This is a genomic window from Nocardioides sp. T2.26MG-1, from assembly GCF_950101795.1.
In the GTDB taxonomy this organism is placed as follows: Bacteria; Actinomycetota; Actinomycetes; order Propionibacteriales; family Nocardioidaceae; genus Nocardioides.
Window position 1 is genome coordinate 48572 of the sequence record NZ_CATNLZ010000037.1, and the last position, 26465, is coordinate 75036.

Genomic DNA, 26465 nt, shown 5'->3' on the forward strand with positions numbered 1-26465 from the left:
CGCCATGTCTGCGATCGACGCCGTCATCTTCGACTGGGGCGGCACCCTCACGCGCTGGCACGACATCGACTTCCACGCCGAGTCGCTGGCGCTCGCCCAGGCTGTGATCGACGTCGACCACCCCGTCGACGTCTCCCAGGCCCGCCTGCACGAGGCCAACCAGCGGATCTGGGGCCGCTCCCGCGGCCACCAGCAGAGCGCGACGGTCGCCGACCTCTTCAAGGAGGCCGGCCTCGACCACGACCCCGCGCTGCTCACGGCATACTACGAGTTCTGGGAGCCGCACACCCTGACCGACCCGGAGGCCGGGCCGCTCTTCGAGCGCCTGCACGAGCTCGGGCTGAAGGTCGGGGTGCTGTCCAACACGATCTGGCCGCGGGATTGGCACGAGGGCTTCTTCCGCCGCGACGGCGTCGACCACCTCATCGACGGCGACGTCTACACCAGCGAGATCCCGTGGACCAAGCCGTCCCCGCATGCCTTCCGCGCGGCGCTGGACGCGGTCGGCGCCCCCGATCCCGGGCGCTGCGTGTACGTCGGCGACCGGCTCTTCGACGACGTGTGGGGCGCCCACAACGCGGGGATGCGTGCCATCCACATCCCGCTCAGCGCGATCCCCGCCGACCAGCTCGGCCACTCCGAGGGCGAGCCGGACGGCGTCGCGCACCGGTTGGTCGAGGTCGGCGACCTCGTCGCGCAGTGGTTGTGACAGGGCTCTGACCTGCAGTTCTGCACGTTTGTGCAATGCGAAAACGTGAGGTTCGGGTCCGGTCGCGCTCTCGGCGGCTCTGTTGCATGCTTTTGCAAGAGCGGTTCCCCCGCCAGTCCCCCCACATCCTCGCGGGGGCCGCTCAACGGGCCATGTCCAGGCCTCAGCGGTCCGCGTACTCGTCTCTTCCGGGGAATATCTCGGGAGTTCCCCGGAAGACGAGTTCGCGGACCGCTGCTTCGTTCAGCGCCCCGATCGCGCTGCGGCGCCGCTCGTCCGTGGTGCTCGCCACCAGGTACACGTAGGTGCGGGCGCAGGCGCGCTCGACGTGCAGCGCACCCCTGGCCAGCTGGTCGGGGTTGTCCAGGCGGGGCAGCTCGTACGCCGGCTCCGCGGCGACCGGCTCCGCGTCCAGGTCGAGCACCGCGGCGGTGAGCTGGTCGCGCCGGGCCCGGTGGGCGTCGTACGCCGCCGTGACGGCCGTAGCAAGCGCGGGCGTCGCCGAGCGCGACGTCCGGCCGCCGATGGCGCCGTACACGTAGACGGCCGCGTGCTCCGCGGCCAGCGCCACCTGCAACGCGTCGACCTCGGTCATCGCGACGCCAGCCGCTGCGACACGGCCGCGCTCATCGACGCGAGCAGCGCCGCCAAGGCGCCGCTCTGCGCGTCCACGGCGGCGGCGACCAGGTGGGACTGCAGGCGGCGCTCGCGCTGCTGGACGTCGGCCGCCCCGAACCGGCCGCGGGCCGGGGTGGGCGCCGGCGTCCCGTTCAGCGCCTCGATGTGCGCCCCGTGCAGAGCCACGAGGTCGGTGTCGCCGGCCGACGAGGCGACGCGCTGGGCACGAGCCAGCTCGGCGAGGACGCCGTCGACCAGTGCCACGTCGGGGTCGGCTGAACCCGGGGACCCGGTGGGTGCGGAGTCCGGACCGCCGTCGCCGTCGTCGCAGCCGGCCAGGGCCACCACGCCGGCGGCCAGGGCCAGCGTGGTACGGCGGGAGAGAGCAGGACCGGCGGGCACGGCGACGACCCTACCGAGCCCGGCCAGCCGCTATCGTGGTCGTTCAACAACAGCACAAGGAGGTCGCCCACTCGTGAGCAGTGCCAACCAGGACGCCACCCGGGACCAGATCGAGGCAGAGCTCGACGACCCCCTGCGTGCCCTGGGCCTCGACATCGAGGCCGTCGAGATCACCCCGGCCGGCAAGCGGCGGATCCTGCGCGTCGCCGTCGACAAGGACGGCGGGGTGACGCTGGACGAGGTCGCGGAGGCGACCCGTGAGGTCAACCGCGTGCTCGACGGCTCCGCGGTGATGGGCGAGCAGCCCTACACGCTCGAGGTCACCTCGCGCGGCGTCGACCGCCCGCTGACCCTGCCCCGCCACTGGCGGCGCAACGCCGGCCGGCTGGTGAAGGTCACCTTCACCGACGGCAGCTCGGCGACGGGCCGGGTGCTCGAGAGCGACGACGAGCGGGTCGCGCTCGACGTCAGCGGCGTGCGGAAGGACGTCGCCTACGCCGAGGTGAAGAAGGCGCTGGTGCAGGTCGAGTTCAACCGGCCCAAGAGCGAGCAGGACCACGACACTGACGACGAGGCGGGGGAGGCCTGATGGACATCGACATGAGCATCCTGCGCATGCTCGAGCGGGAGAAGGAGATCTCCTTCGACGTGCTCGTCGAGGCGATCGAGCAGGCCCTGTTGACGGCGTACCACAAGTCGCCGGGCGCCCAGGAGCAGGCGCGTGTCGTGTTGGACCGCAAGTCCGGTCACGTGACCGTGTTCGCCACCGAGGTCGACGACGAGGGCAACCCGGTCGGCGAGTTCGACGACACCCCGGCCGACTTCGGCCGGATCGCCGCGACGACCGCGAAGCAGATCATGCTGCAGCGGCTGCGCGACGCCGAGGATGACGTCCGGTTCGGGGAGTTCTCCGGCAAGGAGGGCGACATCATCTCGGGCATCATCCAGCAGGGCCGCAACCCCGACGACGTCATGGTCGACCTCGGCAAGCTCGAGGCGCTGCTGCCCGTCGGCGAGCGGGTGCCGGGGGAGCGCTACTCCCACGGGACCCGGATCAAGTGCCTGGTCGTGTCGGTCCGCAAGGGCATGCGCGGACCCCAGGTCACGCTGTCGCGCTCGCACCCCAACCTGGTGAAGAAGCTGTTCGCCCTCGAGGTCCCCGAGATCGCCGACGGCACCGTCGAGATCACCGCGATCGCGCGGGAGGCCGGCCACCGCACCAAGCTCGCCGTCCGCTCGACCGTGCCCGGGGTCAACGCCAAGGGCGCCTGCATCGGGCCGATGGGCTCGCGGGTGCGCGCCGTGATGTCGGAGCTGCACGGCGAGAAGATCGACATCGTCGACTGGTCCGAGGACCCGGCCGAGATGGTCGCGCACGCGTTGTCGCCGGCCCGGGTGAGCTCGGTCGAGATCGTCGACCTGGCCGCCCGGTCCGCGCGGGTCGTGGTGCCCGACTTCCAGCTGTCGCTGGCGATCGGCAAGGAGGGCCAGAACGCCCGCCTCGCCGCCCGCCTCACCGGGTGGCGGATCGACATCCGCAGCGATGACGAGGCGAGCGACGACGCCTGAGGGACGAAGGCGGCCTCCGACCCGAGGCGAGCGCCGCGCCCCGGTTCGAATCCCCGGCCCGGTAGCGGTAGGGTTGTCGCCAGTGGCGCGTGAACGCATTCCTTCTGCATGCCCCGAACCCTCAGCCCTCATCGGCCCGGTCCGGACCTGCGTGGGATGCCGCAAGCGGGCCGCGAAGAGTGAGTTGTTACGGGTGACCGTCGGCTCGGAGACGCACGGCCAGCCGGTCGTCGCCCCCGATCCGCAGGGCACCGCACCCGGCCGGGGCGCGCATCTGCACCCCACCGTCGAGTGCTACGACCTCGCGGTGCGCCGGAAGGCGTTCGGCCGGGCCCTCCGGGTCTCGACCGGGCTCTCCAGCGCACCGGTGGGGGAGTACCTCGCCTCACCCAGCAACCCCCGCAGCACAGCACCACCGCCCTGATCGACCGACAGAAACTGGAGCAGCAGCTCATGAGCACTCGATGAGTACTTCCCGATGAGTTTGCACAACCACTAACGGTCGCAATCACCCCCCAGCACAAGAACTGGACCCGGGTCTGCGGCCAGAAGGAGAAGCGTGGCTAAGACCCGAGTTCACGAACTCGCCAAGGAGTTCGGCGTCGAGAGCAAGTTCGTTCTCGAGAAGTTCAAGGAGATGGGGGAGTTCGTCAAGTCGGCGAGCTCCACTGTCGAGCTGCCCGCGGAGATGCGTTTCCGCAAGGAGTACGGCGAGAAGCTGAAGACCGAGGCGCCGGCGGCTCCCGCCGAGGCGCCCGCGGCGAAGCCGTCCCCCGCCAAGAAGGCGCCGGCCAAGAAGGCCGCTGCCGCCCCGGAGCCCGAGGCGCCCGCCGCCGAGGCCCCGGTCGCCCCCGAGACCCCTGCCGAGGCCCCGGCCGAGGCGCCCGCCGCCAAGGCTTCCGCCCCGAAGCCCGGCCCCAAGCCGGCCCCGGTGGCCGAGCAGCCCCCGGCCGAGCCCGAGGCCCCGCAGGCCCCGGCCGCGTCGGCGTCCCCGGCGGCTCCGGCCGCTCCCGCGCCCAAGGCTCCGGCCCCCCGTCCCGTCGGCAAGCCCGGCGGCACCCCGCGTCCGGGCAACAACCCGTTCGCGTCCAGCCAGGGCATGGGCCGTCGGCCCGCGCCCGCGCCCGGTGCCGGCCCCGCCGCGCCTGGTGCCGGTCCCGGTGCCGGTGCGGGCGACAACCGCCCGCCGCGTCCGCCGGCAGCCCGTGAGGGTGGCGCGCCCGGTCGCCCGGGCATGCCGCGCCCCAACCCGGCGATGATGCCCAAGTCCCCGTCCGCGTTCGGTGCCGGTCCCGGTGGCCGTGGCCCCGGCGGCCCGGGTCGCCCCGGTGGCGCCCCCGGCCGCGGCGGTGCCCCCGCTCGCGGTGGCGCTCCGGGCCGCGGTGGCCCCGGTGCGGGTGCCGGTGCCCCCGGCCGTCCCGGTGGTGGCGGCTTCGGCCCCAGCGGCGGCGGCCGCCCCGGTGGCGGACGCCCCGGACAGCGTGGCCAGACGCAGGGCGCCTTCGGCCGCCCCGGCGGTCCGTCGCGCCGTGGACGCAAGTCCAAGCGGGCGCGTCGCCAGGAGTTCGAGGCCATGGAGGCCCCGACGATCGGCGGCATCCGCGTCCGCAAGGGCAACGGCGAGACCGTCCGGCTGCCCCGTGGCGCGTCCCTGACCGACTTCGCCGAGCGGATCAACGTCGACGCCGCCCAGCTGGTGCAGATGCTGTTCAGCCTCGGTGAGATGGTCACCGCGACCGAGTCGGTCAACGACGAGACGCTCGAGCTGCTCGGCGACGAGCTCAACTACGTCGTCGAGGTCGTGTCCCCCGAGGACGAGGACCGCGAGCTGCTCGAGTCCTTCGACCTCGAGTTCGCCGACGACGAGGGCGACGCGGCGCACTTCCAGATCCGCCCGCCGGTCGTCACGGTCATGGGTCACGTCGACCACGGCAAGACCAAGCTCCTCGACGCGCTCCGCCACGCCAACGTGGTGGCGGGCGAGGCCGGCGGCATCACCCAGCACATCGGTGCCTACCAGGTGCACACCGACGTCGACGGCGAGGACCGCCGCATCACGTTCATCGACACCCCGGGCCACGAGGCGTTCACCGCCATGCGTGCTCGCGGCTCGCAGTCCTCGGACATCGCGATCCTCGTGGTCGCGGCCGACGACGGCGTGATGCCGCAGACCGTCGAGGCGCTCAACCACGCCAAGGCGGCCGGTGTCCCGATCGTGGTCGCGGTCAACAAGATCGACAAGCCGGACGCCGACCCGACCAAGGTCCGCGGCCAGCTGACCGAGTACGGCCTGATCCCCGAGGAGTACGGCGGCGACACGATGTTCGTCGACGTCTCGGCCAAGTCCGAGCTCAACCTCGACAAGCTGCTGGAGGCGGTCATCCTGACCGCCGACGCCTCGCTGGACCTGCGGGCCAACCCCGACCGGGACGCCCAGGGTCTGGTCATCGAGGCGCACCTCGACCGTGGTCGTGGCCCGGTGGCCACGATCCTGGTCCAGCGCGGCACGCTTCGCGTCGGCGACTCGATCGTCGCCGGTCCGGCCCACGGCCGAGTCCGGGCGATGCTCGACGAGTTCGGCAACGAGCTCACCGAGGCCTACCCGTCGCGCCCCGCCATGGTGCTGGGTTTGTCCGCCGTCCCCGGCGCCGGGCAGAACTTCATCGTGGTCGAGGACGACCGGATGGCGCGCCAGATCGCCGAGAAGCGCGAGGCCCGCGAGCGGGCGGCCATGCAGGCCAAGCGCCGCGTGCGCCGTACCCTCGAGGACTTCATGGCCTCCATGGAGAAGGGCGAGAGCCAGGAGCTCAACCTCATCCTCAAGGGCGACGTGTCCGGTTCGGTCGAGGCCCTCGAGGATGCGCTGGCCAAGATCGACGTCGGCGACGAGGTCAGCCTGCGGGTCATCGACCGCGGTGTCGGTGCGATCACCGAGACCAACGTCGACCTGGCGGCCGCGTCCGACGCGATCATCATCGGCTTCAACGTCCGCCCGCAGGGCAAGGCGACGGAGCTGGCCGACCGCGAGGGCGTGGAGATCCGCTACTACACGGTGATCTACCAGGCCATCGAGGAGATCGAGGCAGCGCTCAAGGGCATGCTCAAGCCGGTCTACGAGGAGTCGGTGCTCGGTCAGGCGGAGATCCGAGCGATCTTCCGCTCGTCCAAGATCGGCAACATCGCCGGCTGCATGGTCACGAACGGCCTGATCCGCCGCAACGCCAAGGTCCGGGTCATCCGGGACGGCAGCGTGGTGGCCGACAACCTCGACCTCGCGTCGCTCAAGCGTGAGAAGGACGACGCGTCCGAGGTCCGCGAGGGCTTCGAGTGCGGTCTGGTTCTGCGCAACTTCCAGGACATCAAGGAAGGCGACGTCATCGAGGCGTTCGAGATGCGCGAGATCGCGCGCAGCTGATGCACTGCCGAGTCGGCGCAGCCTCCGCGTATGGCTGCCCCGACTCGACCATTTGAGAGAGTAGGAACCATGGCCAGCCCACGCGTCCGCAAGATCGCCGACCGGATCCAGGTGATCGTCGCGGAGATGCTCGAGCGCCGGATCAAGGACCCGCGCCTCGGGTTCGTGACCGTGACCGACGTGCGCCTCACCGGCGACTCGCAGCAGGCGACGATCTTCTACACCGTTCTCGACGCGTCCGGTGACGACGAGGCGGCGTTGGCGAGCACCGCCGCGGCGCTGGAGTCGGCCAAGGGCCTGCTCCGCTCCGAGGTCGCCAAGCAGCTCGGCATGCGCACCGCGCCGACGCTGACGTTCATCGCCGACGCGCTGCCCGAGAGCGCCCGGCACCTCGACGAGGTGCTCGCCCGCGCCAAGGCGCTCGACGAGGAGGTCGCGGCCCGCCGCGGCACGGCGTACGCCGGCGGCGAGGACCCGTACAAGAAGCCCCGCGAGGCCGGCGACGACTCCGAGGGCGACGAGTCCGGCCCCGAGACCGACGGGGTCGATGACGACGAGTGACGCCGGCCTGGTCGTCGTCGACAAGCCGGGCGGGATGACCTCGCACGACGTCGTGTCCCGGGTGCGCCGGCTCGCCGGCACCCGCAAGGTCGGCCACGCCGGCACGCTCGACCCGATGGCGACCGGGGTGCTGGTGCTCGGCGTCAACCGCGCCACTCGGCTGCTCGGCCACCTGATGCTGACCGAGAAGGCGTACGACGCCACCATCCGGCTCGGCGTCGCCACGACCACCGACGACGCGGAGGGCGAGGTGACCGCCTCGGTCTCGGCGGGTGGCCTCGACGAGGCCACGATCCGGGCGGCCGCCGCGGAGTTCGTCGGCGACCTCCAGCAGGTGCCGACTGCGGTGTCGGCGATCAAGGTCGACGGCAAGCGCGCCTACCAGCGGGTCCGCGACGGCGAGGACGTGGAGCTGAAGGCCCGTCCGGTGACCGTGCACGAGCTCGCGGTCCACGACGTCCGCCCCGGCGCGGAGACCGTCGACCTGGACGTGTCCCTGCGCTGCACGAGCGGCACCTACGTGCGCGCGATCGCCCGCGACCTCGGCGCCCGGCTCGGCGTCGGCGGGCACCTGACCGCGCTGCGGCGTACCGCCGTCGGGCCGTACGGCCTCGACGCCGCCCACACGCTCGACGAGCTCGCCGACGACTTCACGATGATGCCGATCGCCGAGGCCGTCCGCGCCGCGTTCACGAGCCGTGACCTCGACGAGGCCCAGGCCGCCGACGTGCGCGTCGGCCGGGCCCTCGACCTCGACCTCGCGGGGCTGACCGCGGTGTTCTCCCCGGAGGGCGAGTTCCTCGCGCTGTACGAGCCGCGCGGCGACATCGCCAAGGCCGTCGCCGTCTTCGTCTGATCGCTCGATAGGCTTCCGAGGTGCAGATCTGGCGCTCTCTGGAGGAGGTCCCCTCCGACCTCGGACCGACCGCCGTCACCATCGGCAACTTCGACGGCGTCCACCTCGGGCACCGGCACGTGGTCAACCGGACCCGCGAGACCGCGGCCGACCGATCGCTGACCGTCGTCGCCGTGACCTTCGAGCCGCACCCGATGGCGGTGCTGCGACCCGAGCACGCGCCGACCACCCTCACCTCGCTCGACGTGCGGGCCGAGCTGCTGGCCGACGCCGGGGCGGACGCGGTGCTGGCGCTGCCGTTCGACCGGGACGTGGCCTCCTGGACGCCCGAGGAGTTCGTGCAGCGGGTGCTGGTCGACGTCCTGCACGCAGCCGCGGTCGTGGTCGGCGCCAACTTCCGGTTCGGGCACCGCGCGGCCGGCGACGTCGCGACGCTGCGCGAGACCGGCGAGCGCTACGGCTTCACCGCCGAGGGCATCCCGCTCGACGGCGGCCCGCAGGTGTGGTCCTCGACGTACGTCCGGATGAGCCTCGCGGCCGGCGACGTCGCCGGTGCCGCCGAGGCGCTGGGCCGCCCGTACGCCGTGCGCGGCGTGGTCGTGCGCGGCGACCAGCGTGGCCGCGAGCTCGGGTTTCCCACCGCCAACGTGCCGACCGACGCGCTGACCGCGGTGCCCCCCGACGGCGTGTACGCCGGCTGGCTGCGCCGGCTCGACACCGGCGAGAGGTACCCCGCCGCGATCAGCGTCGGCACCAACCCGACCTTCGACGGCGTCCGAGACCGGCGGGTCGAGAGCTACGTGCTCGACCGCACCGATCTCGAGCTCTACGGCGTCGAGGTCGAGGTGAGCTTCGTCGACCGGCTGCGCGGCATGGTCGCGTTCGAGTCGGTGGACAAGCTCATCGACCAGATGACCGACGACGTCGACCACGCCCGCGGGCTGCTCACGTGACGGCCGCCGTCCCCGATGACCCGATCGCGGCCGCGGACGCGTGGTTCCTCGGGCACGGCCTGACCTACTTCGTGCCCGAGCGCCGGGCCGACGTGCGCAACGCCCTGCGGCTGCGGCGTACCGTCCCGCTCGTGCTGCTGGTGGCGCTGCTCGCGGCCGCCGCGGGAGCCGCGCTCGCGTGGGTGTCGGGGCAGTTCAGCGCCGCTCCGGCCACCCTCGTCTCGCTGGGGCTGGCCGCCGCCGTCTGGTACGCCCTGACCGCGCTGCACGGCACGGCGATCGTGGGCTGGGGCCTCAAGCGCACCTTCGGCAGCCTGCGCCGAGTGCTGCCGATGACCACCCGCGCGCTGCCGCTGCTGCTCCTGGCGATCACGTTCCTGTTCATCAACACCGAGATGTGGCAGGTCGGCGGCAACCTCACGGTCGGGTCACTGTGGCTCGTGGTCCTGCTGTTCGCGCTCCTCGCGGTCGCGTTCCTGCTCGTGCGGCTCCCCGAGGAGGTCGACCGCGCCGACGACGACGTCGACGACGCGCTGCTGCTCCGGGCCTGCGCGGGCACGCCGCTGGAGCAGCCCTGCCGGGCGCTGGTGGAGGACGCCGACGCGGACCCAGCCGCGCACGCCGAGGTCACCGGCTACGAGCGGTGGAACCTGATCCTGGTGCTGCTCGTGGTGCAGGTCGTGCAGGTGCTGTTGCTCTCGGTGGCGGTGTTCGCGTTCCTCATGCTCTTCGGCGCGCTGATCATGACCGACCCGGTGATCGGGGCCTGGCGGACCGGCCCGGCCTTCAACGAGTCCCGGGCGCTGATCCAGGTCTCGGTGTTCCTGTCGGCGTTCTCGGGCCTCTACCTGACGGTCTCGACGATCACCGACGAGGGCTACCGCGCGCAGTTCTTCTCCGGGGTGACCCGGGAGCTGGAGCGGGCGGTCGGCATGCGCGCGGTCTACCTCACGCTGCGCGACCGCCCCTGACCAGGTCCTAGGAGGCGTCGAGGTCCTTCTCGACCAGCGCCGCGATCGTGTCCAGCGCGGCCTGGTCGTCGCTGGAGACCACGACCTCGTCGCCGGGACCGGCGCCCAGGGTCATAATCATCAGCGACGAGCTCGCGTCGACGCCGTCGTCGCCCGGGAGCCCGATGAGCACCTCCGCGTCGAGCGCCTCGGCGGCCTCCGCGATCAGCTGGGCGGGGCGGGCGTGCAGGCCGACGGAGGAGCCGACGGTGACGGTCTTGGTGGGCATGTGGTGTTCTCCTTGATGGGTCGGGCGGGTTGGGTCGGTGCTCAGCTGATGACGAGGTCGGGGTCGGGGCTGCCGAGCGACTTCAGGGCGACGACGGCGGCGGCGCCGGCGATGGTGCCGGCCACGAGCGCGATCAGGTAGCCGAGGATGTTGCTGACGGCGAACAGCACGAAGATGCCGCCATGGGGTGCCCGGACACCGACGTCGAGCGCCATCGAGAGCCCGCCGGTGACCGCGCTGCCGGCCATGATCGCGGGGATCACGCGCAGCGGGTCCGCGGCGGCGAACGGGATCGCGCCCTCGGTGATGAAGCTCGCCCCGAGGGCCCAGGCGGCCTTGCCGTTCTCGCGCTCGGCCTGGTTGAAGAGGCCGGGGCGGACGACGGTCGCCAGCGCCAGCGCCAGCGGCGGCACCATGCCGGCCAGCATCACCGCGGCCATGATCTTCAGCTCCGGTGCGCCGCTCGCCAGGGACGCACCGCCGACGCCGGCCGCCGCGAAGCTGTAGGCGACCTTGTTGAGCGGGCCGCCCATGTCGAAGGCCATCATCAGGCCGAGGATGATCCCGAGCAGGACGGCACTGCTGCCGCTGAGGGAGTTGAGCCCGTCGTTGAGCTGGTCCATCAGCCAGCCGATCGGCTTGCCGAACACCACGATCATCAGCAGGCCGGCGACGACCGAGGTGACCAGCGGGATGATCAGGACCGGCATCAGGCCGCGCATCCAGACCGGGACGCTCCAGCCGCCGACCCAATGTGCGATCAGGCCGGCGAGCACGCCGCCGACGATCGCGCCGAGGAACCCGGTGGCCGGGATCGACACGGGGCTGTCGGCGGAGTTCTGAACGGCGAAGAGGTTGGCCGCGAGGCCGCCCATCACGAAGCCCGGGGCGATGCCGGGCCGGTCGGCGATCGCGTAGGCGATGTAGCCCGCGAGCGCCGGGATGAACAGCATGAACGCCGTCTTGCCGATCACGAAGAACAGGGCGCCGATGTAGGCCGCGAGGCCGGACCCGAACAGCGCGTGGTCGAGGCCGAGCGCGCCCGGGCTGGGCAGGTCGAAGATCGTGTTGTCGACCGCGATCTGCCCATAGTTGTTGTCCTTGGCGATCTCGTAGCCGCCGAGCAGGAACGAGAGGGCGATGAGCAGACCGCCCGCGGCGACGAACGGGATCATGTAGGACACACCGGTCATCAGCACCCGGCGGGTCCGCCCGCCCCAGCTCTCGCCAGCGGTCGAGGGAGCGGCCGTCCCGCCGCCGCCCGAGGTGCCCTCGACACGGGGCGCGTTCGGGTCGTCGGCGTGCTGCAGGGCCTCCGCGATCATCGCGTCGGCCTGGTCGAACGGACGCTTCACCCCGGAGGAGACCAGGGGCTTGCCGGCGAACCGGTGCCGGTCGCGCACCCCGACGTCGACGGCGAAGATCACCGCCTCGGCGGCGGCGATCGTGGCGGGGTCGAGCGGCTTCGCGCCGGCCGACCCCTGGGTCTCGACCTGGAGGTCCACGCCCGCGCGGGACGCGGCGGCCTCGAGCGCCTCCGCGGCCATGTAGGTGTGGGCGATGCCGGTCGGACAGGCGGTGACCGCGACCAGGCGGCGTACGGCGGGCGTGGCGGGCGCCGGCGCGGCCGCCGGGGTCGCCGAGGCCACCGGGGGAGTGGCGGGCTTCGCGGCGGCGGGCGCCGCACCGACGATATCGCCGACGACCTCGGCGACCTCGTCGGGAGTCTCCGCGGCCCGCAGGGCATCGGTGAACGCCGGCTTGACCAGGGCCCGGGCGAGCTTGGTGAGCAGCTGGAGGTGGGTGTTGTCGCCCCCGGCGGGCGCCGAGATGAGGAACACCAGGTCGGCCGGGCCGTCCTTGGCGCCGAAGTCGACCTTCGGCTCCAGGCGGGCGAAGGCCAGCACCGGCTCCTCGACGCCGGCGGTGCGGCAGTGGGGGATCGCGATGCCGCCGGGCAGCCCGGTCCCGGACGTCGCCTCGCGGGCGAACGCGTCCTCGACGAGCTGGTCGACGTCGACCGCCCGGCCGGCGGCGCCGACGATCCGGGCCATCGAGCGGATCACGGCGTGCTTGTCCCCGCCGAGGTCCGCGTCCAGGCGGATCAGCTCGGCGGTGATCAGGTCTGACATCGGGTCACCCTTCGCGAAGGTCCAGGTCCCGCACCGAGACGAGATCGGGGCGCACCTGCTGGGGATGAGGCATGGTCGTGCCAGGTAGTCCTGCGGCCGCGCTGCCGTAGGCCACTGCTAGTGCGAGTCGTTCCTCCGGGGGGTTGCCGCGGAGATCACCCAGGAGGTACCCGAACAGGCTCGAATCACCCGCTCCGACCGTGCTGACCACGGTGGTCGGGGGAGGCGTCGCGTGCCAGGCGCCGTCGGCGTTCACCAGCACGGCACCGCGGGCGCCCAGGGTGGCGAGCACGCTCTCCACGCCCGCCTCGACGAGGGTGCGCGCGGCCTTGGCCGCGGCGTACGGGTCGGACTCGAGCAGCTCGGGGTCGTCGCCGGTGAAGGACGCGAGCTCCTCGCCGTTGGGCTTCATCAGGTGCGGGGCCGAGGCGGGGAGCCGGTCGACGAGGGCGCGCAGGGGCGCGTCGCTGGTGTCGACGGCGACCCGGGCGCCGTTCTCGCGCAGCAGCACCACGAGCTCGGCGTACCACTCGGGCGGGGTGCCCGGCGGCAGCGAGCCGGCGAGCACGACCCAGTCGGCGTCCGCGGCCCGCCGTCGGAGCGCCTCGGCGAGCTCGCGGCGGACCGCGTCGGTCAGCGCCGGGCCGGGGCTGTTGAGCTTGGTGGTGGTCCCGTCGGGCTCGGTGATGGTGATGTTCACGCGCAGGGCGCCGTCGTGGGGGACCGGGCGGCAGTCGATGCCGGCGGAGAGCAGCTCGAGCACGAAGGGGTCGTCCTTGGCCGCGGGCAGCACGGCGATCGCCGGGACGCCGGCCGCGATGCAGGCCCGGGCGATGTTGACGCCCTTGCCGCCGGCCTGGGAGATGACGGAGTCGGCCCGGATCACCTTGCCGCGCTTGAGCCGCCCGGCCAGGACGACGGTGCGGTCCACGCTGGGGTTGGCGGTCAGGGTGAGGATCATGCGGTCACGACCTCGAGTCCGGCGACCTCGAACGCGACGCGGTCGCCAACGGGGAGGTGGTCGTCGGTGACGACCACGTCGATCTCGTCCAGGGCCGCGAAGCGCACCGAGGCGTCGGTGCCGGCCTTGCTGGAGTCGGTCAGGCAGACCACCCGGCGGGCCGCACCGACGATCGCGCGCTTGACCGCGGCCTCGTCGGGGTCGGGCGTCGAGAGCCCGTGCTCGACCGAGATGCCGTTGGTGCCGAGGAACGCGACGTCGACCCTGAGCCGGTTGATCGCGGTGACGGTGTCGGCGCCGACGGCGGCCTGCGTGGTCGAGCGCACCCGGCCGGGCAGCAGGTGCAGGTCGATCTGGGGCAGGCCGGCCAGCCGGGCCGCGACGGGCACGGCGTGGGTGATCACGGTGAGCCGGTGGTCGCGGGGCAGCATGATCGCGAAGCGGCTGGTGGTGGTGCCCGCGTCGAGGAGGACGGTGCCTCCCGGCGGGGGGAGCTGGTCGAGGGCCGCCTTGGCGATCAGCTCCTTCTGGGTGGTGTTGGCCTGGTCGCGCTCGCCGAGCCCGGACTCGATCACCGCGAGCGAGCTCGCCGGCACCGCGCCGCCGTGGACCCGGCGGACGAGCCCCATCCGCTCGAGGGTGGAGAGGTCGCGCCGTACGGTCTCGGTGGTGACGTCGAACTGCTCGGCGATCGCCGCGACCGACAGGCGGCCGTGCTCGGTGACGAGCTGGGCCATAGCCTGTTGCCGCTCTTCGGCGTACATTGCGATGACACTCCTCCCGATCTTTGTATCTGTGGTTTTACGCCCGAACGTGTTGACTGTCAAGGGCGGCGGTCGTTTACTGGTGAGCATGGTCACCAGCTCCGAGGTCCGTTCTACCCTGCGCGGCACGCCGGTCGTCCCCGCCCTCGCCCACGGTCCTGCCGTGCTCGTGCGGTCCGCGGTCTCCCCCGAGGCGATCGCCGCCTTCGAGCCGTCGTTCGCCGACGCGGATGCCGCTCTGGCGGCGTACGTCGAGGCGGCCCAGGCGGTCTCCGAGGGCTTCGCGCGCAAGGCCGACAAGGCCTCCGGCGCCGCCGCCGAGGTGCTCACCGCGAGCGCCGGCCTGGCCCGGGACAAGGGCCTGCGCGCCGCGGTGCGCAAGCACCTGGCTGCGGGTGAGGACCTGCTGACCGCCGTCCACTCCGGCGTCGAGCAGTTCGTCACGGTCTTCACCGGCATGGGCGGCCTGATGGCCGAGCGGGTGACCGACCTGCACGACATCGAACGCCGGATCGTGGCCCACCTGGTCGGCGAGCCCGAGCCGGGTGTGGTCGTGCCCGACACGCCGTCCGTGCTGGTCGCCGAGGACCTTGCTCCCTCCGACACCGCCGGGCTCGACCCGGCCGTGGTCCTCGGACTGGTGACCGAGCGCGGTGGCCCGACCAGCCACACGGCGATCATCGCCCGCCAGCTCGGCATCCCCTGCGTGGTCGGCGTGGCCGGTGCGATGACGATCCCGGCCGGCACGCCGCTGCTCGTCGACGGCACCACCGGCGTCGTGGAGCTGCACCCCGACCCGGCCGAGGCCGAGGAGCGGGTGGCGGCCGACGTGGCGCAGCGCGCCTCTCTCGCGTCCTGGGAAGGGCCGGGGGCCACGGCCGACGGGGTGTCGATCAAGATCCTCGCCAACGTCGCCGACGCCGACTCCGCCCGCTCCGCGAGCGCCGCGCCGGTGCAGGGCGTGGGCCTGTTCCGCACCGAGCTGTGCTTCCTCAACCGCCAGGACGAGCCGTCCGTCGAGGAGCAGGCCAGCATCTACGGCGAGGTGCTGGGGCCCTTCGGCCAGGACCGGTACGTCGTGGTCCGCACGCTGGACGCCGGGTCCGACAAGCCGGTGGCGTTCGCGACCCACGCCGGGGAGGAGAACCCGGCCCTCGGTGTGCGCGGCCTGCGGCTGTCGTTCGACAACCCGGGCCTGCTCGACCGGCAGCTCGAGGCGATCGCCAAGGCCGCGAACGCGACCGGCACCGAGGCGTGGGTGATGGCGCCGATGGTCGCGACGGTCGCCGAGGCCGGCGACTTCGCCGCGAAGGTCCACGCACTCGGCCTCAAGGCCGGGGTGATGATCGAGGTCCCGAGCGCGGCGCTGCTCGCCCACCGGATCCTCGAGGTCGTCGACTTCCTCTCGATCGGCACCAACGACCTGACCCAGTACACGATGGCCGCCGACCGGATGGCGACCGACCTCGCCCACCTCACCGACCCGTGGCAGCCGGCGGTGCTGCAGCTGATCGCGATCACCGCCGAGGCCGGCTTCCACGCCGGCAAGCCGGTCGGCGTCTGCGGCGAGGCCGCCGCCGACCCGCTGCTGGCCTGCGTGCTGGTCGGCATGGGCGTCACGTCGCTCTCGATGGCGGCCGCCGCCGTCCGTCCCGTCGGGGCGCGGCTCGCGACCGTGCCGATGGACGTGTGCGAGGACGCCGCCGAGGTGGCGCTGTCCGCCACGGACCCGGCCGCCGCCCGCGACGCCGTGCGGGCGCTGCTGCTGGGCTAGACCCGCAGCCAGGCGAGCACGGCCCGCACCCGCCGGTGGTCGTCCTCGTCGATCGGCAGGTCGAGCTTGGTGAAGATGCTGTTGATGTGCTTGGCCACGGCCTTCTCGGTGACCGAGAGGTGGGCGCCGATCGCGGCGTTGGAGCGGCCCTCGGCCATCAGCCCGAGCACCTCCCGCTCGCGCGGGGAGAGCCGGTCCAGCGGCTCGTCGCGGCGCCGCGCCATCACCGTCGCCACGACCTCGGGGTCGAGGACGGTCGCGCCCGCGGCGACGCGGCGTACGCCGTCGACGAACTCCGCCACGTCGGAGACCCGGTCCTTGAGCAGGTAGCCGACCGCGCCCACCCCGCTGGCCAGCAGCTCGCGGGCGTAGAGCTGCTCGACGTACTGCGAGAGCACCATCACCGGGAAGCCCGGCCGCGCCGCGCGCACCTCGATCGCGGCGCGCAGGCCCTCGTCGGTCTGCGTCGGCGGCAGGCGTACGTCGAGGACGGCGGCGTCGGCGTCCGGGTCGAGCAGCGCCTGCGCGAGGGCGGGGGCGTTGTCGACCGCGTGCAGGATCGTGAACCCGTTGCCCTCGAGCAGCTGGATCAGGCCGGCCCGGAGGAGGGCGTGGTCCTCGGCGAGGACGAGCCTGAGTCCACGGTCGCCTGCAGCGTGCACGGAACCTCCAAGGTCACCAGGGTCGGGCCGCCGGCCGGGCTCGACACCGACATCGTGCCGTCGAAGGCCGCGAGCCGGCGCATCACCCCCAGCATGCCGGTGCCGGATCCCGGGTCGGCGCCGCCGCGCCCGTCGTCACCGACCACGGTGCGCAGCAGTCCGCCCTCGTGACCGATGGTGATCCAGGCGTTGTGGGCGCCCGCGTGCTTGCCGATGTTGGCCAGGCACTCCGCGACCCCGAAGTAGACGCAGGCCTCGACCGGCGCCGGCGGCCGGCCGTGGAGGCGTACGTCGACCTGCACGGGGATCGCCATGTCCAGCGCCAGCGCTGCCACCGCGCCGGCCAGACCGCGGTCCGCGAGCACCGGCGGGTGGATGCCGCGCACCACCGAGCGCAGGTCGCCGATCGCGGCGGCCGTGGTGCTGCGGGCGTCCTGCACGAGCTGCCGGGCCTTGTCGGGGTCCTCCTCGAACGCCGCGTCCGCCATGCCGAGGCTCATCGAGAGCGCCACCAGCCGGGCCTGCGCGCCATCGTGCAGGTCCCGCTCGAGCCGGCGCAGCTCGGCGGCCGAGTGGTCGACCACGTCGGCGCGGCTCTCGGTCAGCACCTGCACGCGCTGCTCGAGGCGCTCGGTGCGGCTGTAGGCCAGGAAGAACCGGTCGAAGTAGGCGCGAGCGGTCATCAGCGGCGGGGTCGCGAACCACCAGATGAAGCCGGTGACGACGCCGAGCATCAGCACGATCACGAGCAGCGACACCACGAGCCCGACCGCCGGCGCGACGAACAGCCAGGCGAGGTCGCGCCACGTCATCGGGTCGGCGAGCACGACCCGCGCCTTGTCGAAGAAGGACCCGTCGGGCAGGGGCCGGTAGGGCACCGGCACCGGCTGCCCCAGGGTCCGGGCGGCCATCGTCCGGTGCGCGTTGGCGATGGCCCGGGTCGCGGCGAGGGTGCCCGCGAGCAGGGCCAGTCCCACCCAGACCACCACGAGCACGCCGCCCACCACCCACAGCGCCGCGAGCACCAGCATCGCGATGGAGAGGAAGAACTGGGCCACGGCGTACCCGGTCAGACGAAGGCGACTCACGCCCTCATCCTCTCGGGTCCGCCCGACTCCGCGCAGTGGTGCTGGCACCACCTGGGGCCGGGTCCCTGCGCCCCTGACGCGCAGGTCGCGCGACCCGAGGCTGGAAGCACCAAACGACAACCCAGGAGAGACTGCCATGGGCAACCCACTGACAGCAGCACCGATGAAGGCGGCGAGATGGAGCGCCGAGCATCCCTGGCGGGCGATCCTCGGCTGGATCGCGTTCGTCGCGGTCGCCGTCGGCTGCGCCGTCGCGATCCCCACCCACGAGACCACCGACGCCGACTACCGCATCGGCGAGTCGGGCCGTGCGGACGCGATGGTCACCGACGCCCACCTCACGCAGCCCGACACGGAGAACATCCTGATCACCGCCCGCTCGGGCGCCCTCGACGCCGACCAGGCGGACCGGGCCGCCGCCGAGCTGGTCAGCGGGGCCCGGACCGCGGACGGCGTCACCCGGGTCGCCGAGCCCCAGTGGGACCAGGACCACACCGCGCTGCTCGTCTCGGTCGAGCTCGCAGCGGGGGCCGACGACGCCGACGCCGTGCAGGCGGTGACCGACGACGTGCAGGCGAGCTACTCCGGCCTGCAGGTGCGCGAGGCCGGGGACCTGACGATCGACGCGGCCATCAACGACCGGGTGGCGGACGACCTCGGCTCCGCGGAGACGATCAGCCTCCCGATCACCCTGCTCCTGATGGCGCTCGCGTTCGGCGCCCTGATCGCTGCGGGCATCCCCGTGCTCCTGGCCGCCAGCAGCGTCGCCGCGACCATCGGGCTCCTGGCGCCGCTCTCGCACCTGGTGCCGGCCGAGCTCACCGTCTCCAGCATGATCGTGCTGATCGGCATGGCGGTCGGCGTCGACTACTCGTTGTTCTACCTCAAGCGCGAGCGCGAGGAACGGGCGAACGGCCGGACCACGCTCGACGCCGTCGAGATCGCGGCGCGTACGTCGGGCCACTCGATCCTGGTGTCCGGCGGCGCGGTGATCGCGTCCATGGCCGGCCTCTTCGTGGTCGGCGACGCGACCTTCAACTCGCTCGCGATCGGCTCGATCCTGGTCGTCGCGGTCGCCGTCCTCGGCTCGATCACCGTGCTGCCCGCGCTGCTCGTCAAGCTCGGACGCTTCGTCGACCGGCCGCGGGTCCCGCTCCTCTGGCGGCTGAACCGTCGGATCGGGCGCGGTGGCATCAGCAGCCGGCTGCTCCGGCCGGTCGTCCGGCACCCCGCGATCGCACTCGTCCTCTCGGGCGTCGTGGTCCTCGGGCTCGCCGTACCTGCTCTCGGCATGAAGACCCACTCGGGAACGCTCGACACCCTGCCCGCCTCGATCCCGCAGGTGCAGACCGTCAAGGACATCAGCAAGGTCTTCCCCGCCGACGAGGGCGCCAGCGCGAACGTCGTGGTCAAAGCCGACGCCGCGTCACAGGGCGACGTCGAGGAGGCGCTCCGCGACCTCACCGACCGCGCGGTGGCGACCGGGCACTTCGTGGCCTCGGGCCGTGGCGTGCAGACCTCGGCCGACGGCACCACGTCGATGGTCGTGCTCGGCATGCCCTATGTCGAGACCGACGACCGGGTGAACGGCGCCGTGCGCGAGCTGCGCGACGAGCTGGTGCCCGCCGCGCTGGGCGACGTCGACGGCGAGCACGCCGTGGGTGGCTGGGCCGCAGAGGACCTGGACTTCGCCGACCACCAGGACGGCCGGCTGCTGCTGGTGATCGGCTTCGTGCTGCTGCTGACGATGCTGATCATGGTGACGACGTTCCGCAGCGTCGCGCTCGCGATCGTGTCCACGATCCTCAACCTGGCCTCGGTCGGCGCGGCGTTCGGCGTGCTGACGCTGGTCTTCCAGCACGGCTGGGGGAGCGGCGCACTCGACTTCACCACTCCCGGCTTCGTGATCGACTGGCTGCCGCTGTTCGTGCTGGTGGTGCTCGTCGGGCTCTCGATGGACTACCACGTGTTCGTGCTGAGCCGGATCCGCGAGCACGTCGACCGGGGTCTGCCGACGCGGCTCGCCGTCGAGCGCGGCATCGCCGACACGGCCGGCGTGGTCACCAGCGCCGCGGCGGTGATGGTCTCGGTGTTCGCGATCTTCGCGACGCTCAGCATGGTCGAGATGAAGATGATGGGCGTCGGGCTCTCGGCGTCGATCCTGCTGGACGCGACGCTGATCCGGCTGGTGATGCTGCCGGCGATCCTGGTGCTGCTCGGCGAGCGGGCCTGGTGGCCGCGCCGGCCCCAGCGCCCGCGCGGCGTGGAGATCAGCGAACCGGATCCGGCGTACGCCCTGTCCGGTCGCTGACGCTGCTGCTGACCCGGACCTGCACCGGCATGCCGTTGAAGGCGGCGTTGCCCGAGACGTCCAGCAGCTCGGGGTCGGTGAGGTCGTTGATGGACACCCCCGGGAGGTCGACCGCCTGCTCCAGGCGGACGCCCTCCCGGCGGTGTCCGTAGCCGTGGGGGAGGCTGACGACGCCGCGCATGATGTCCGCGGTCGCGAGGACCTCGACGTCCACGGTGCCGACCCGGGAGCTCACCTCGACGACCGAGCCGTCCGCGATGCCGCGCTCGGCGAGGTCGTCGGGGTGCATCAGCAGCTGATGGCGCGCCCGGCCCTTGGTCAGCCGGGTCGTGTTGTGCATCCACGAGTTGCAGTCGCGCTGGTGGCGCCGGCCGATCAGCCGCAGCGCGCCCGGCTCGAGGGGCGGTACGGCGGCGAGCCGGGCCACGTCGGCGAGCACCAGCGCCGGGGCGGCGTCGATGCGGCCGCTGCGGTGCGGCAGCCGCCGGGGGAGCTGGCCGGCGCGCAGCGGACCGAGGTCGACGCCCTCGGGGTGCTTGCGCAGGTCGCGCATGGTGACCCCGGACGACCCGCGCCGCAGCAGCAGCGCGATCTGCCGGGTCGGGCTGACGGTGAGCCGGGCCCGGAGCACGAGCCGCTTCGACAGCGGCAGCTTGGCGGCCAGCCGCTGCTGCGTGCGCCGCGCGATCTCGCGGTAGATCTGCCAGTCGTGCATCGCGCCGTCCTCGGCGGGGAGCACGGCCGGGGTGAACCGGGCGGTGTTGCGCACCGCGAGCAGGTGGAAGACCAGGTCGTAGTGGTCGCGCTCGAGCGCCGTGGTCGGCGGCAGGATCACGTCGGCGTGCCGGGTGGTCTCGTTGACGTAGATGTCGACGGCCGCCATGAAGTCCAGCCCGGCCAGCGCCCGGTCGAGCGCGTTGCCGTCCGGCGTCGACGACACCGGGTTGCCGGCCAGGGCGAGCAGCGCGCGCACCTGACCCTCGCCCGGCGTCTCGATCTCCTCGCGCAGCACCGACACCGGCAGCTCGCCGCCCGACTCCGGCAGGCCGCGCACCCGGCTGCGCCACAGGTCGTGGTGGCCGCGCCCGATCAGCCCGGTGCCGACCGCGTCGATCGCAGGGCTGGTGAAGCAGACCCCGCCCTGACGGTCGAGGTTGCCGGTGAGCAGGTTGAGCAGCTGGATCGCCCACTGGCACACGGTGCCGAACGCGTGGGTGGAGACGCCGACCCGTCCGTACGCCGCGGCCCCGTCGGCGGCCGCGAACTCCCGGGTGATCCGCCGGATCTCGTCGGCGGGCACCCCCGTCACCTCGGCCGCGGCCTCGGGCGTGAACGGCCGCACCACGTCCTCCACCAGCTCGAGGCCGTCGACGTAGCCCGGCGGGCGGGTCAGCCCCTCGTCGTACAGGATGTGCAGCATCGCGAGCAGCAGGTGCGCGTCGGTGCCGGGCCGCACGAAGTGGTGCTCGTGGGCGGCCTTCGCGGTCTCGGTGCGGCGCGGGTCGATCACGACCATCCGGCCGCCGCGCGCGTCGAGCTCGCGCAGCCGGGCCGGGAAGTCGGGGACGGTCATCAGCGAGCCGTTGGACGCCATCGGGTTGGCGCCCAGCACCAGGAAGTACGACGTGCGGTCGATGTCCGGGATCGGGAGGAACAGCTGGTGGCCGTACATCACGTGGGCCACGAGCTGGTGCGGGAGCTGGTCGACCGAGGTGGCGCTGTACTTGTTCCGCGTGCGGAAGGACTTCAGCAGCGCGCTGCCGTGGGTCAGTGACCCGAGGCTGTGTGCGTTGGGGTTGCCGAGGTAGATCGCCAGCGCGTCACGGCCGTGCTCGTTGACCGCTCGCGCCAGCCCGTCGGCGACCAGGTCGAGCGCCTCGTCCCAGCCGATCTCCTCCCAGCGGTCTTCGGTGGTCGAGCCTGTCGAGACCCGCCGGACGGGCCGCCGGAGCCGGTCGGGGTCGGCGTGGACGTCCGCGAGCGCGGTGCCCTTGGGACAGATGTGCCCGCGCGAGAGCGGGTCGTCGGGGTTGCCGCGGATCCCCGTGACTCGACCGTCCTCGAGGGTCAGCTCCAGGCCGCAGATGGCCTCGCACAGGTTGCAGACGCCCAGCTTCTTCTCGACCGGCATGCGCCTCATCGTGACACGACCCACCCGGGGGAGGCGTCCCTCGAGGGTTTCCGCATACCGCCGAATGGACACCGCCTAGAGAACGGCCCATCAAGGGGCCCGGTGAAAGGAACCTCCATGGGATACGGACTCGGTATCTTCCTGCTCGCTCTCGGTCTGATCCTGGCGCTGGCGGTGACCGACAGCATCTCGGGCGTGGATCTCACGATGGTGGGATGGATCCTCGCGGCGGTCGGCCTGCTTGCCGTGGTCCTGACCGCGATCTCCACCAACCGCGCCCGCCGCTCGACGGCGGTCACCACCCACGCGGACGGCACGCAGACCGTGGCGCAGCGCCGCGACGAGGCACCCCCGGCCATCTGAGCCCGAGCCTGCGCCGGCCCTCGGGGGCCGGCTCTGCTCAGCGGCCCTGGACGATCCGCGGCCGGGCGTCCGGTCGCAGCCAGGTGAGCAGCCAGCGCATCTGCCGGGGGTTGCCGACCTGGGTGCAGCCGGCCGTCGGCGCCCAGCGGTGCCCGGGCTTCGAGGTGTGGTAGAAGATCCCGCTGCCCTTGCCGGGCACCGGGCGCGGCCCGGCCCCGGGCCGCAGCCGGACGTGGTTGTAGTCGACCACCCAGCCCGACCGCATGGACGGCCGGTTGCCGCTGGTGACGCCGGGGACCTCGACCCACGTGTTGTAGTTCGGCCCGGCGGCCCCCGAGACCACCGAGGTCGCGCGCCGGCGACGCCACGGCATCTCGCCGGGGTTCTCGGACCCGGTCGTGAACGTCACCTTGATCCGGTAGACCCCGACCGGGGAGCGGTTGTCCCCCTCCCGCTGCTTGCCCCAGCCCCGGCTCCCGATGGTGGAGCGGAACTCGCGGACCTTCTCCCAGCGGCCCTCCGCATCCCGCTCCCAGGCCTGGGTGAGCGTGCACCAGACCCGACGGCAGTAGTCGTGGCTCGACACGGTGCGGACCACCTGGGTCGTCCCCGCCGGCACCAGCTCCGCCCAGGGCGGAGCTGCCGCCTGCGCGGGTGCGGGCAACACGGCCGGCACCGTGGCTGCGAGGAGGAGGGCGAGGAGTGCTCCGAGTCGGCGTACCACCGCTCGATGATCACACGGGAGCGCCTGGGATTGGGTGCCCGGACGGCCCTCGCGCTAGAGTTCTCAGGTTGCCTCCAGGGGCGACACGCCGTCCAACGGCCGCGGAACCAGAGTGCCCGGGTGAACAGGCCCCGGCGCGCCGCGCAGCGATTGTGCCCGAGAGGGCCGGAAGGAGCCCGCATGTCGATCGGTACCGACGCGGAGACCAAGAAGAAGATCATCGCCGAGTACGCCACGACCGAGGGCGACACCGGCTCGCCGGAGGTCCAGATCGCGCTGCTCAGCCACCGCATCAGCCACCTCACCGAGCACCTCAAGACCCACAAGCACGACCACCACAGCCGTCGTGGTCTGCTGCTGCTCGTCGGTCAGCGCCGCCGGCTGCTGAACTACCTGCAGAAGACCGAGATCGCCCGCTACCGCTCTATTGTCGAGCGCCTGGGCCTGCGTCGCTGACCTCGCCGCTCCTGCGGAGCGTCCGCCGCGTTGTCGGCCCTCGACGGCCCGCTTCGCTCCAAGGCCGCCTTCGGGCCTCCGCCTTGCGGCCGCACGCGCAGGAGCACCGAGGAACGCGACGCCCTGAGAACGCACGCGCTGGACGCCGCTCATCCGTAGCGGTGTCCGGCGCGGTTCTGCATATCCGGGCAATCCCGATAGTGTCGGACGCACCAGACTTCACCACTGAAGACAACTGAAGAACAGCAACCCAGGAGCGACCCGCACGTTCTGGCCCGGTCCTCGGTAGTGGCTCTCACGATCCGCGCCTCACCCAGGCGCACGGATCTGCGGGCCTCGATCGAAGACCGGCCCCTCATGGCGGCTCTTCCTCCGGACACCGGAGAGAACTCCCGCCCCGAGCGGGACGCCGCGGATCGCTCCGCGAAGCAAAGGGACGAACCCTTGACTGAAGCCCATTCCACCGAGCCCGTGATCTCCGCCGTCGAGACGGTTCTCGACAACGGCAAGTTCGGCCAGCGCACCGTGAAGTTCGAGACCGGACTCCTCGCGCGCCAGGCCGCCGGCTCCGTCACCGCCTACCTCGATGACGAGACCATGCTGCTGTCGGCCACGACGGCGGGCAAGCACCCCAAGGACCACTTCGACTTCTTCCCCCTCACGATCGACGTCGAGGAGCGGATGTACGCCGTGGGGCAGATCCCCGGCTCGTTCTTCCGGTCCGAGGGCCGGCCGGGCGAGGACGCGATCCTCACCTGCCGCCTGATCGACCGCCCGCTGCGACCGACGTTCAAGAAGGGCCTGCGCAACGAGGTCCAGGTCGTCATCACGGTGATGGCGCTCGACCCCGACATGCCCTACGACGTGCTCGCGATCAACGCCGCGTCGCTCTCCACCCAGATCTCCGGCCTGCCGTTCTCCGGCCCGGTCGGCGGCGTCCGCGTCGCCCTGATCGAGGGCCAGTGGGTCGCCTTCCCGTCGCACAGCCAGCTCGAGAACGCCGTCTTCGACATGGTCGTCGCCGGTCGGGTCACCGAGACCGGTGACGTCGCGATCATGATGGTCGAGGCCGAGGCCACCGAGCAGACCTGGGAGCTGGTGCAGTCCGGCACGCAGGCCCCGACCGAGTCGGTCGTCGCCAGCGGTCTCGACGCCGCCAAGCCGTTCATCAAGCAGCTCTGCGAGGCGCAGGCCCAGCTGGCCAAGGAGGCCGCCAAGCCGGTCGTCGACTTCCCGGTCTTCCTCGACTACGAGGACGACGTCTACGCCGCCGTCGAGGCCGCCACCAAGGCCGACCTCTCGGCCGCGATGACGATCGCCGACAAGCAGGAGCGCGAGGCCAAGACCGACGAGCTCAAGGCTGCGCTGCTCGACCAGCTCGCCGCCCAGTTCGAGGGTCGCGAGAAGGAGATCGGCGCGGCGTTCCGCTCGGTCAACAAGCAGGTCGTCCGCGAGCGGGTGCTGCGCGACAAGGTCCGCATCGACGGCCGCGGGCTGGCCGACATCCGGCCGCTGCACGCCGAGGTCGCGGTGATCCCGCGGGTCCACGGCTCCGCGCTGTTCGAGCGTGGCGAGACCCAGATCCTGGGCGTCACCACGCTGAACATGCTCACCATGGAGCAGAAGCTCGACACGCTCTCCCCGGAGAAGTCGCGCCGCTACATGCACAAGTACGTCTTCCCGCCGTTCTCCACCGGTGAGACCGGCCGCGTCGGCTCCCCGAAGCGTCGCGAGGTCGGCCACGGTGCGCTGGCCCGCCGCGCGCTGCTGCCGGTGCTGCCCACGCGCGAGGAGTTCCCCTACGCGATCCGCCAGCTCTCCGAGGCCATGGGCTCCAACGGCTCCACCTCGATGGGCTCGGTCTGCGCCTCGACCCTGTCGCTGCTCCAGGCCGGTGTCCCGCTGCGGGCACCCGTCGCGGGCATCGCGATGGGCCTGATCTCCGGTGAGGTCGACGGCCAGCTCCAGTACGTCGCGATCACCGACATCCTGGGTGCCGAGGACGCGTTCGGCGACATGGACTTCAAGGTCGCCGGCACCCGCGAGTTCGTGACCGCGCTGCAGCTGGACACCAAGCTCGACGGCATCCCCGCCGAGGTCCTGGGCCAGGCGCTCCAGCAGGCGCGCGACGCCCGCATGACGATCCTCGACGTGATGGCCGAGGCCATCGACGAGCCCGAGGAGATGTCGGTCTACGCGCCGCGCATCATCACCATCCGGATCCCGGTGGACAAGATCGGCGAGGTGATCGGTCCGAAGGGCAAGATCATCAACCAGATCCAGGACGACACGGGCGCCCAGCTCACGATCGAGGACGACGGCACCATCTACATCGGTGCCACCAACGGTGAGGCCGCCGAGGCAGCGAAGAACGCCGTCAACGCGATCGCCAACCCGACGATGCCCGAGATCGGCGAGCGCTACATCGGCACCGTCGTCAAGACGACGAACTTCGGTGCGTTCGTCTCGCTGATGCCCGGCAAGGACGGCCTGCTGCACATCAGCAAGCTGCGCTCCCTCGCCGGCGGCAAGCGGGTCGACGCGGTCGAGGACGTCGTCTCGGTCGGCCAGAAGATCCAGGTCCAGATCGCCGAGATCGACGACCGCGGCAAGCTGTCGCTGATCCCGGTCGTCGAGGGTGAGGACGCGCCGGCGGACGACGCCGAGGGTGCGGACGACTCCGAGTGACCAACGCTTCAACACCGGTGACCCGCCAGAGCATCTCTGGCGGGTCGCCGTCTTCCCGGGGTACGACGCGCACGCTGCAGACGACCACC

24 protein-coding genes are annotated in these 26465 nt (G+C 72.3%); 14 read left to right on the top strand and 10 right to left on the bottom strand.

The window, feature by feature from the left end; all coding sequences use genetic code 11:
* Positions 1 to 4: 4 nt before the first annotated feature.
* A complete protein-coding gene (locus QQZ14_RS24195; protein ID WP_284536998.1) occupies positions 5 to 709 on the top strand; it encodes an HAD family hydrolase in 705 nt (234 codons plus the stop codon).
* A gap of 163 nt (positions 710 to 872) precedes the next feature.
* Here QQZ14_RS24195 and QQZ14_RS24200 read toward each other — a convergent pair whose 3' ends face one another.
* A complete protein-coding gene (locus QQZ14_RS24200) occupies positions 873 to 1304 on the bottom strand; it encodes a ferritin-like domain-containing protein (protein ID WP_284536999.1) in 432 nt (143 codons plus the stop codon).
* Positions 1301 to 1729 carry a hypothetical protein gene (locus tag QQZ14_RS24205; protein ID WP_284537000.1) on the bottom strand — a complete coding sequence of 143 codons (429 nt, stop codon included), beginning with the start codon at positions 1727 to 1729 and terminating at the stop codon, positions 1301 to 1303. Before QQZ14_RS24205 ends, QQZ14_RS24200 begins: the two co-directional genes overlap by 4 nt.
* Positions 1730 to 1802: 73 nt before the next feature.
* On the opposite strand from QQZ14_RS24205, the gene rimP reads away from it, so the two are divergent.
* The 8 genes from rimP to QQZ14_RS24245 all read left to right on the top strand — a co-directional run bounded on the left by rimP (position 1803) and on the right by QQZ14_RS24245 (position 10054).
* Positions 1803 to 2318, top strand: a complete 516-nt coding sequence (rimP, locus tag QQZ14_RS24210; RefSeq protein WP_284537001.1) for a ribosome maturation factor RimP — start codon at positions 1803 to 1805, stop codon at positions 2316 to 2318.
* Complete coding sequence (gene nusA, locus QQZ14_RS24215) at positions 2318 to 3298, top strand: transcription termination factor NusA (protein WP_284537002.1); 981 nt, start codon at positions 2318 to 2320, stop codon at positions 3296 to 3298. Before rimP ends, nusA begins: the two co-directional genes overlap by 1 nt.
* On the top strand, positions 3273 to 3722 hold the full coding sequence (locus QQZ14_RS24220) for a YlxR family protein (RefSeq protein ID WP_284537003.1): 450 nt from the start codon (positions 3273 to 3275) through the stop codon (positions 3720 to 3722). The genes nusA and QQZ14_RS24220 overlap by 26 nt, the downstream gene beginning before the upstream one ends.
* Before the next feature lie 135 nt (positions 3723 to 3857).
* Complete coding sequence (gene infB / locus QQZ14_RS24225; protein WP_284537004.1) at positions 3858 to 6713, top strand: translation initiation factor IF-2; 2856 nt, start codon at positions 3858 to 3860, stop codon at positions 6711 to 6713.
* Between the two features lie 69 nt (positions 6714 to 6782).
* The gene (gene rbfA, locus QQZ14_RS24230) at positions 6783 to 7274 is read left to right on the top strand and encodes a 30S ribosome-binding factor RbfA (protein ID WP_284537005.1); all 492 of its coding nucleotides are present in this window, start codon (positions 6783 to 6785) and stop codon (positions 7272 to 7274) included.
* The gene (gene truB, locus QQZ14_RS24235; protein WP_284537006.1) at positions 7261 to 8130 is read left to right on the top strand and encodes a tRNA pseudouridine(55) synthase TruB; all 870 of its coding nucleotides are present in this window, start codon (positions 7261 to 7263) and stop codon (positions 8128 to 8130) included. The genes rbfA and truB overlap by 14 nt, the downstream gene beginning before the upstream one ends.
* 20 nt (positions 8131 to 8150) lie before the next feature.
* Positions 8151 to 9083 carry a bifunctional riboflavin kinase/FAD synthetase gene (locus tag QQZ14_RS24240; RefSeq protein WP_284537007.1) on the top strand — a complete coding sequence of 311 codons (933 nt, stop codon included), beginning with the start codon at positions 8151 to 8153 and terminating at the stop codon, positions 9081 to 9083.
* Positions 9080 to 10054, top strand: coding sequence for a hypothetical protein (locus QQZ14_RS24245; RefSeq protein ID WP_284537008.1), 975 nt, complete (start codon positions 9080 to 9082; stop codon positions 10052 to 10054). Before QQZ14_RS24240 ends, QQZ14_RS24245 begins: the two co-directional genes overlap by 4 nt.
* A gap of 7 nt (positions 10055 to 10061) precedes the next feature.
* Here QQZ14_RS24245 and QQZ14_RS24250 read toward each other — a convergent pair whose 3' ends face one another.
* From QQZ14_RS24250 to QQZ14_RS24265, 4 genes are read right to left on the bottom strand one after another with little or no spacing between them, the layout of a single operon-like run.
* Positions 10062 to 10322, bottom strand: coding sequence for an HPr family phosphocarrier protein (locus tag QQZ14_RS24250; protein ID WP_284537009.1), 261 nt, complete (start codon positions 10320 to 10322; stop codon positions 10062 to 10064).
* A gap of 41 nt (positions 10323 to 10363) precedes the next feature.
* On the bottom strand, positions 10364 to 12454 hold the full coding sequence (locus tag QQZ14_RS24255) for a PTS fructose transporter subunit IIABC (protein ID WP_284537010.1): 2091 nt from the start codon (positions 12452 to 12454) through the stop codon (positions 10364 to 10366).
* A gap of 4 nt (positions 12455 to 12458) precedes the next feature.
* A complete protein-coding gene (gene pfkB, locus QQZ14_RS24260; protein ID WP_284537011.1) occupies positions 12459 to 13415 on the bottom strand; it encodes a 1-phosphofructokinase in 957 nt (318 codons plus the stop codon).
* A complete protein-coding gene (locus QQZ14_RS24265) occupies positions 13412 to 14179 on the bottom strand; it encodes a DeoR/GlpR family DNA-binding transcription regulator (RefSeq protein WP_284537012.1) in 768 nt (255 codons plus the stop codon). Before QQZ14_RS24265 ends, pfkB begins: the two co-directional genes overlap by 4 nt.
* An 88-nt stretch (positions 14180 to 14267) precedes the next feature.
* Here QQZ14_RS24265 and ptsP point away from each other — a divergent pair, with 88 nt between their 5' ends.
* Positions 14268 to 15953 carry a phosphoenolpyruvate--protein phosphotransferase gene (gene ptsP, locus QQZ14_RS24270; RefSeq protein WP_284537013.1) on the top strand — a complete coding sequence of 562 codons (1686 nt, stop codon included), beginning with the start codon at positions 14268 to 14270 and terminating at the stop codon, positions 15951 to 15953.
* Here ptsP and QQZ14_RS24275 read toward each other — a convergent pair.
* A complete protein-coding gene (locus QQZ14_RS24275) occupies positions 15950 to 16615 on the bottom strand; it encodes a LuxR C-terminal-related transcriptional regulator (RefSeq protein WP_284537014.1) in 666 nt (221 codons plus the stop codon). The two genes, ptsP and QQZ14_RS24275, sit on opposite strands and share 4 nt — an antisense overlap.
* A complete protein-coding gene (locus tag QQZ14_RS24280) occupies positions 16543 to 17703 on the bottom strand; it encodes a sensor histidine kinase (protein WP_284537015.1) in 1161 nt (386 codons plus the stop codon). Before QQZ14_RS24280 ends, QQZ14_RS24275 begins: the two co-directional genes overlap by 73 nt.
* 136 nt (positions 17704 to 17839) lie before the next feature.
* Here QQZ14_RS24280 and QQZ14_RS24285 point away from each other — a divergent pair, with 136 nt between their 5' ends.
* A complete protein-coding gene (locus QQZ14_RS24285; RefSeq protein WP_284537016.1) occupies positions 17840 to 20014 on the top strand; it encodes an MMPL family transporter in 2175 nt (724 codons plus the stop codon).
* Here the strand turns inward: QQZ14_RS24285 and QQZ14_RS24290 are convergent.
* Entirely contained in the window at positions 19974 to 22145 is a 2172-nt protein-coding gene (locus QQZ14_RS24290) for a molybdopterin-dependent oxidoreductase (protein ID WP_284537017.1), read from the bottom strand. The two genes, QQZ14_RS24285 and QQZ14_RS24290, sit on opposite strands and share 41 nt — an antisense overlap.
* Positions 22146 to 22262: 117 nt before the next feature.
* Here QQZ14_RS24290 and QQZ14_RS24295 point away from each other — a divergent pair, with 117 nt between their 5' ends.
* Complete coding sequence (locus QQZ14_RS24295) at positions 22263 to 22508, top strand: DUF6458 family protein (RefSeq protein ID WP_284537018.1); 246 nt, start codon at positions 22263 to 22265, stop codon at positions 22506 to 22508.
* Positions 22509 to 22545: 37 nt separating this feature from the next.
* Here QQZ14_RS24295 and QQZ14_RS24300 read toward each other — a convergent pair whose 3' ends face one another.
* Positions 22546 to 23175, bottom strand: coding sequence for a L,D-transpeptidase family protein (locus tag QQZ14_RS24300; protein ID WP_284537019.1), 630 nt, complete (start codon positions 23173 to 23175; stop codon positions 22546 to 22548).
* A 237-nt stretch (positions 23176 to 23412) separates the two neighbouring features.
* On the opposite strand from QQZ14_RS24300, the gene rpsO reads away from it, so the two are divergent.
* Together rpsO and QQZ14_RS24310 are read left to right on the top strand one after the other, a co-directional pair.
* Positions 23413 to 23688, top strand: a complete 276-nt coding sequence (gene rpsO, locus QQZ14_RS24305) for a 30S ribosomal protein S15 (RefSeq protein WP_090852529.1) — start codon at positions 23413 to 23415, stop codon at positions 23686 to 23688.
* Between the two features lie 444 nt (positions 23689 to 24132).
* Positions 24133 to 26376 carry a polyribonucleotide nucleotidyltransferase gene (locus QQZ14_RS24310; RefSeq protein ID WP_284537020.1) on the top strand — a complete coding sequence of 748 codons (2244 nt, stop codon included), beginning with the start codon at positions 24133 to 24135 and terminating at the stop codon, positions 26374 to 26376.
* Positions 26377 to 26465: the final 89 nt, after the last annotated feature.

What these genes read in the sequence shown, in the direction of transcription:
- QQZ14_RS24195 (WP_284536998.1), top strand. Translation starts at nt 5, where the DNA reads ATGTCTGCGATCGACGCCGTCATCTTCGACTGGGGCGGCACCCTCACG.
- QQZ14_RS24200 (WP_284536999.1), bottom strand. Translation starts at nt 1,304, where the DNA reads ATGACCGAGGTCGACGCGTTGCAGGTGGCGCTGGCCGCGGAGCACGCG.
- nusA (WP_284537002.1), top strand. Translation starts at nt 2,318, where the DNA reads ATGGACATCGACATGAGCATCCTGCGCATGCTCGAGCGGGAGAAGGAG.
- QQZ14_RS24220 (WP_284537003.1), top strand. Translation starts at nt 3,273, where the DNA reads ATGACGAGGCGAGCGACGACGCCTGAGGGACGAAGGCGGCCTCCGACC.
- rbfA (WP_284537005.1), top strand. Translation starts at nt 6,783, where the DNA reads ATGGCCAGCCCACGCGTCCGCAAGATCGCCGACCGGATCCAGGTGATC.
- truB (WP_284537006.1), top strand. Translation starts at nt 7,261, where the DNA reads ATGACGACGAGTGACGCCGGCCTGGTCGTCGTCGACAAGCCGGGCGGG.
- QQZ14_RS24250 (WP_284537009.1), bottom strand. Translation starts at nt 10,322, where the DNA reads ATGCCCACCAAGACCGTCACCGTCGGCTCCTCCGTCGGCCTGCACGCC.
- QQZ14_RS24255 (WP_284537010.1), bottom strand. Translation starts at nt 12,454, where the DNA reads ATGTCAGACCTGATCACCGCCGAGCTGATCCGCCTGGACGCGGACCTC.
- pfkB (WP_284537011.1), bottom strand. Translation starts at nt 13,415, where the DNA reads ATGATCCTCACCCTGACCGCCAACCCCAGCGTGGACCGCACCGTCGTC.
- QQZ14_RS24265 (WP_284537012.1), bottom strand. Translation starts at nt 14,179, where the DNA reads ATGTACGCCGAAGAGCGGCAACAGGCTATGGCCCAGCTCGTCACCGAG.
- ptsP (WP_284537013.1), top strand. Translation starts at nt 14,268, where the DNA reads ATGGTCACCAGCTCCGAGGTCCGTTCTACCCTGCGCGGCACGCCGGTC.
- QQZ14_RS24285 (WP_284537016.1), top strand. Translation starts at nt 17,840, where the DNA reads ATGGGCAACCCACTGACAGCAGCACCGATGAAGGCGGCGAGATGGAGC.
- QQZ14_RS24290 (WP_284537017.1), bottom strand. Translation starts at nt 22,145, where the DNA reads ATGCCGGTCGAGAAGAAGCTGGGCGTCTGCAACCTGTGCGAGGCCATC.
- QQZ14_RS24295 (WP_284537018.1), top strand. Translation starts at nt 22,263, where the DNA reads ATGGGATACGGACTCGGTATCTTCCTGCTCGCTCTCGGTCTGATCCTG.
- rpsO (WP_090852529.1), top strand. Translation starts at nt 23,413, where the DNA reads ATGTCGATCGGTACCGACGCGGAGACCAAGAAGAAGATCATCGCCGAG.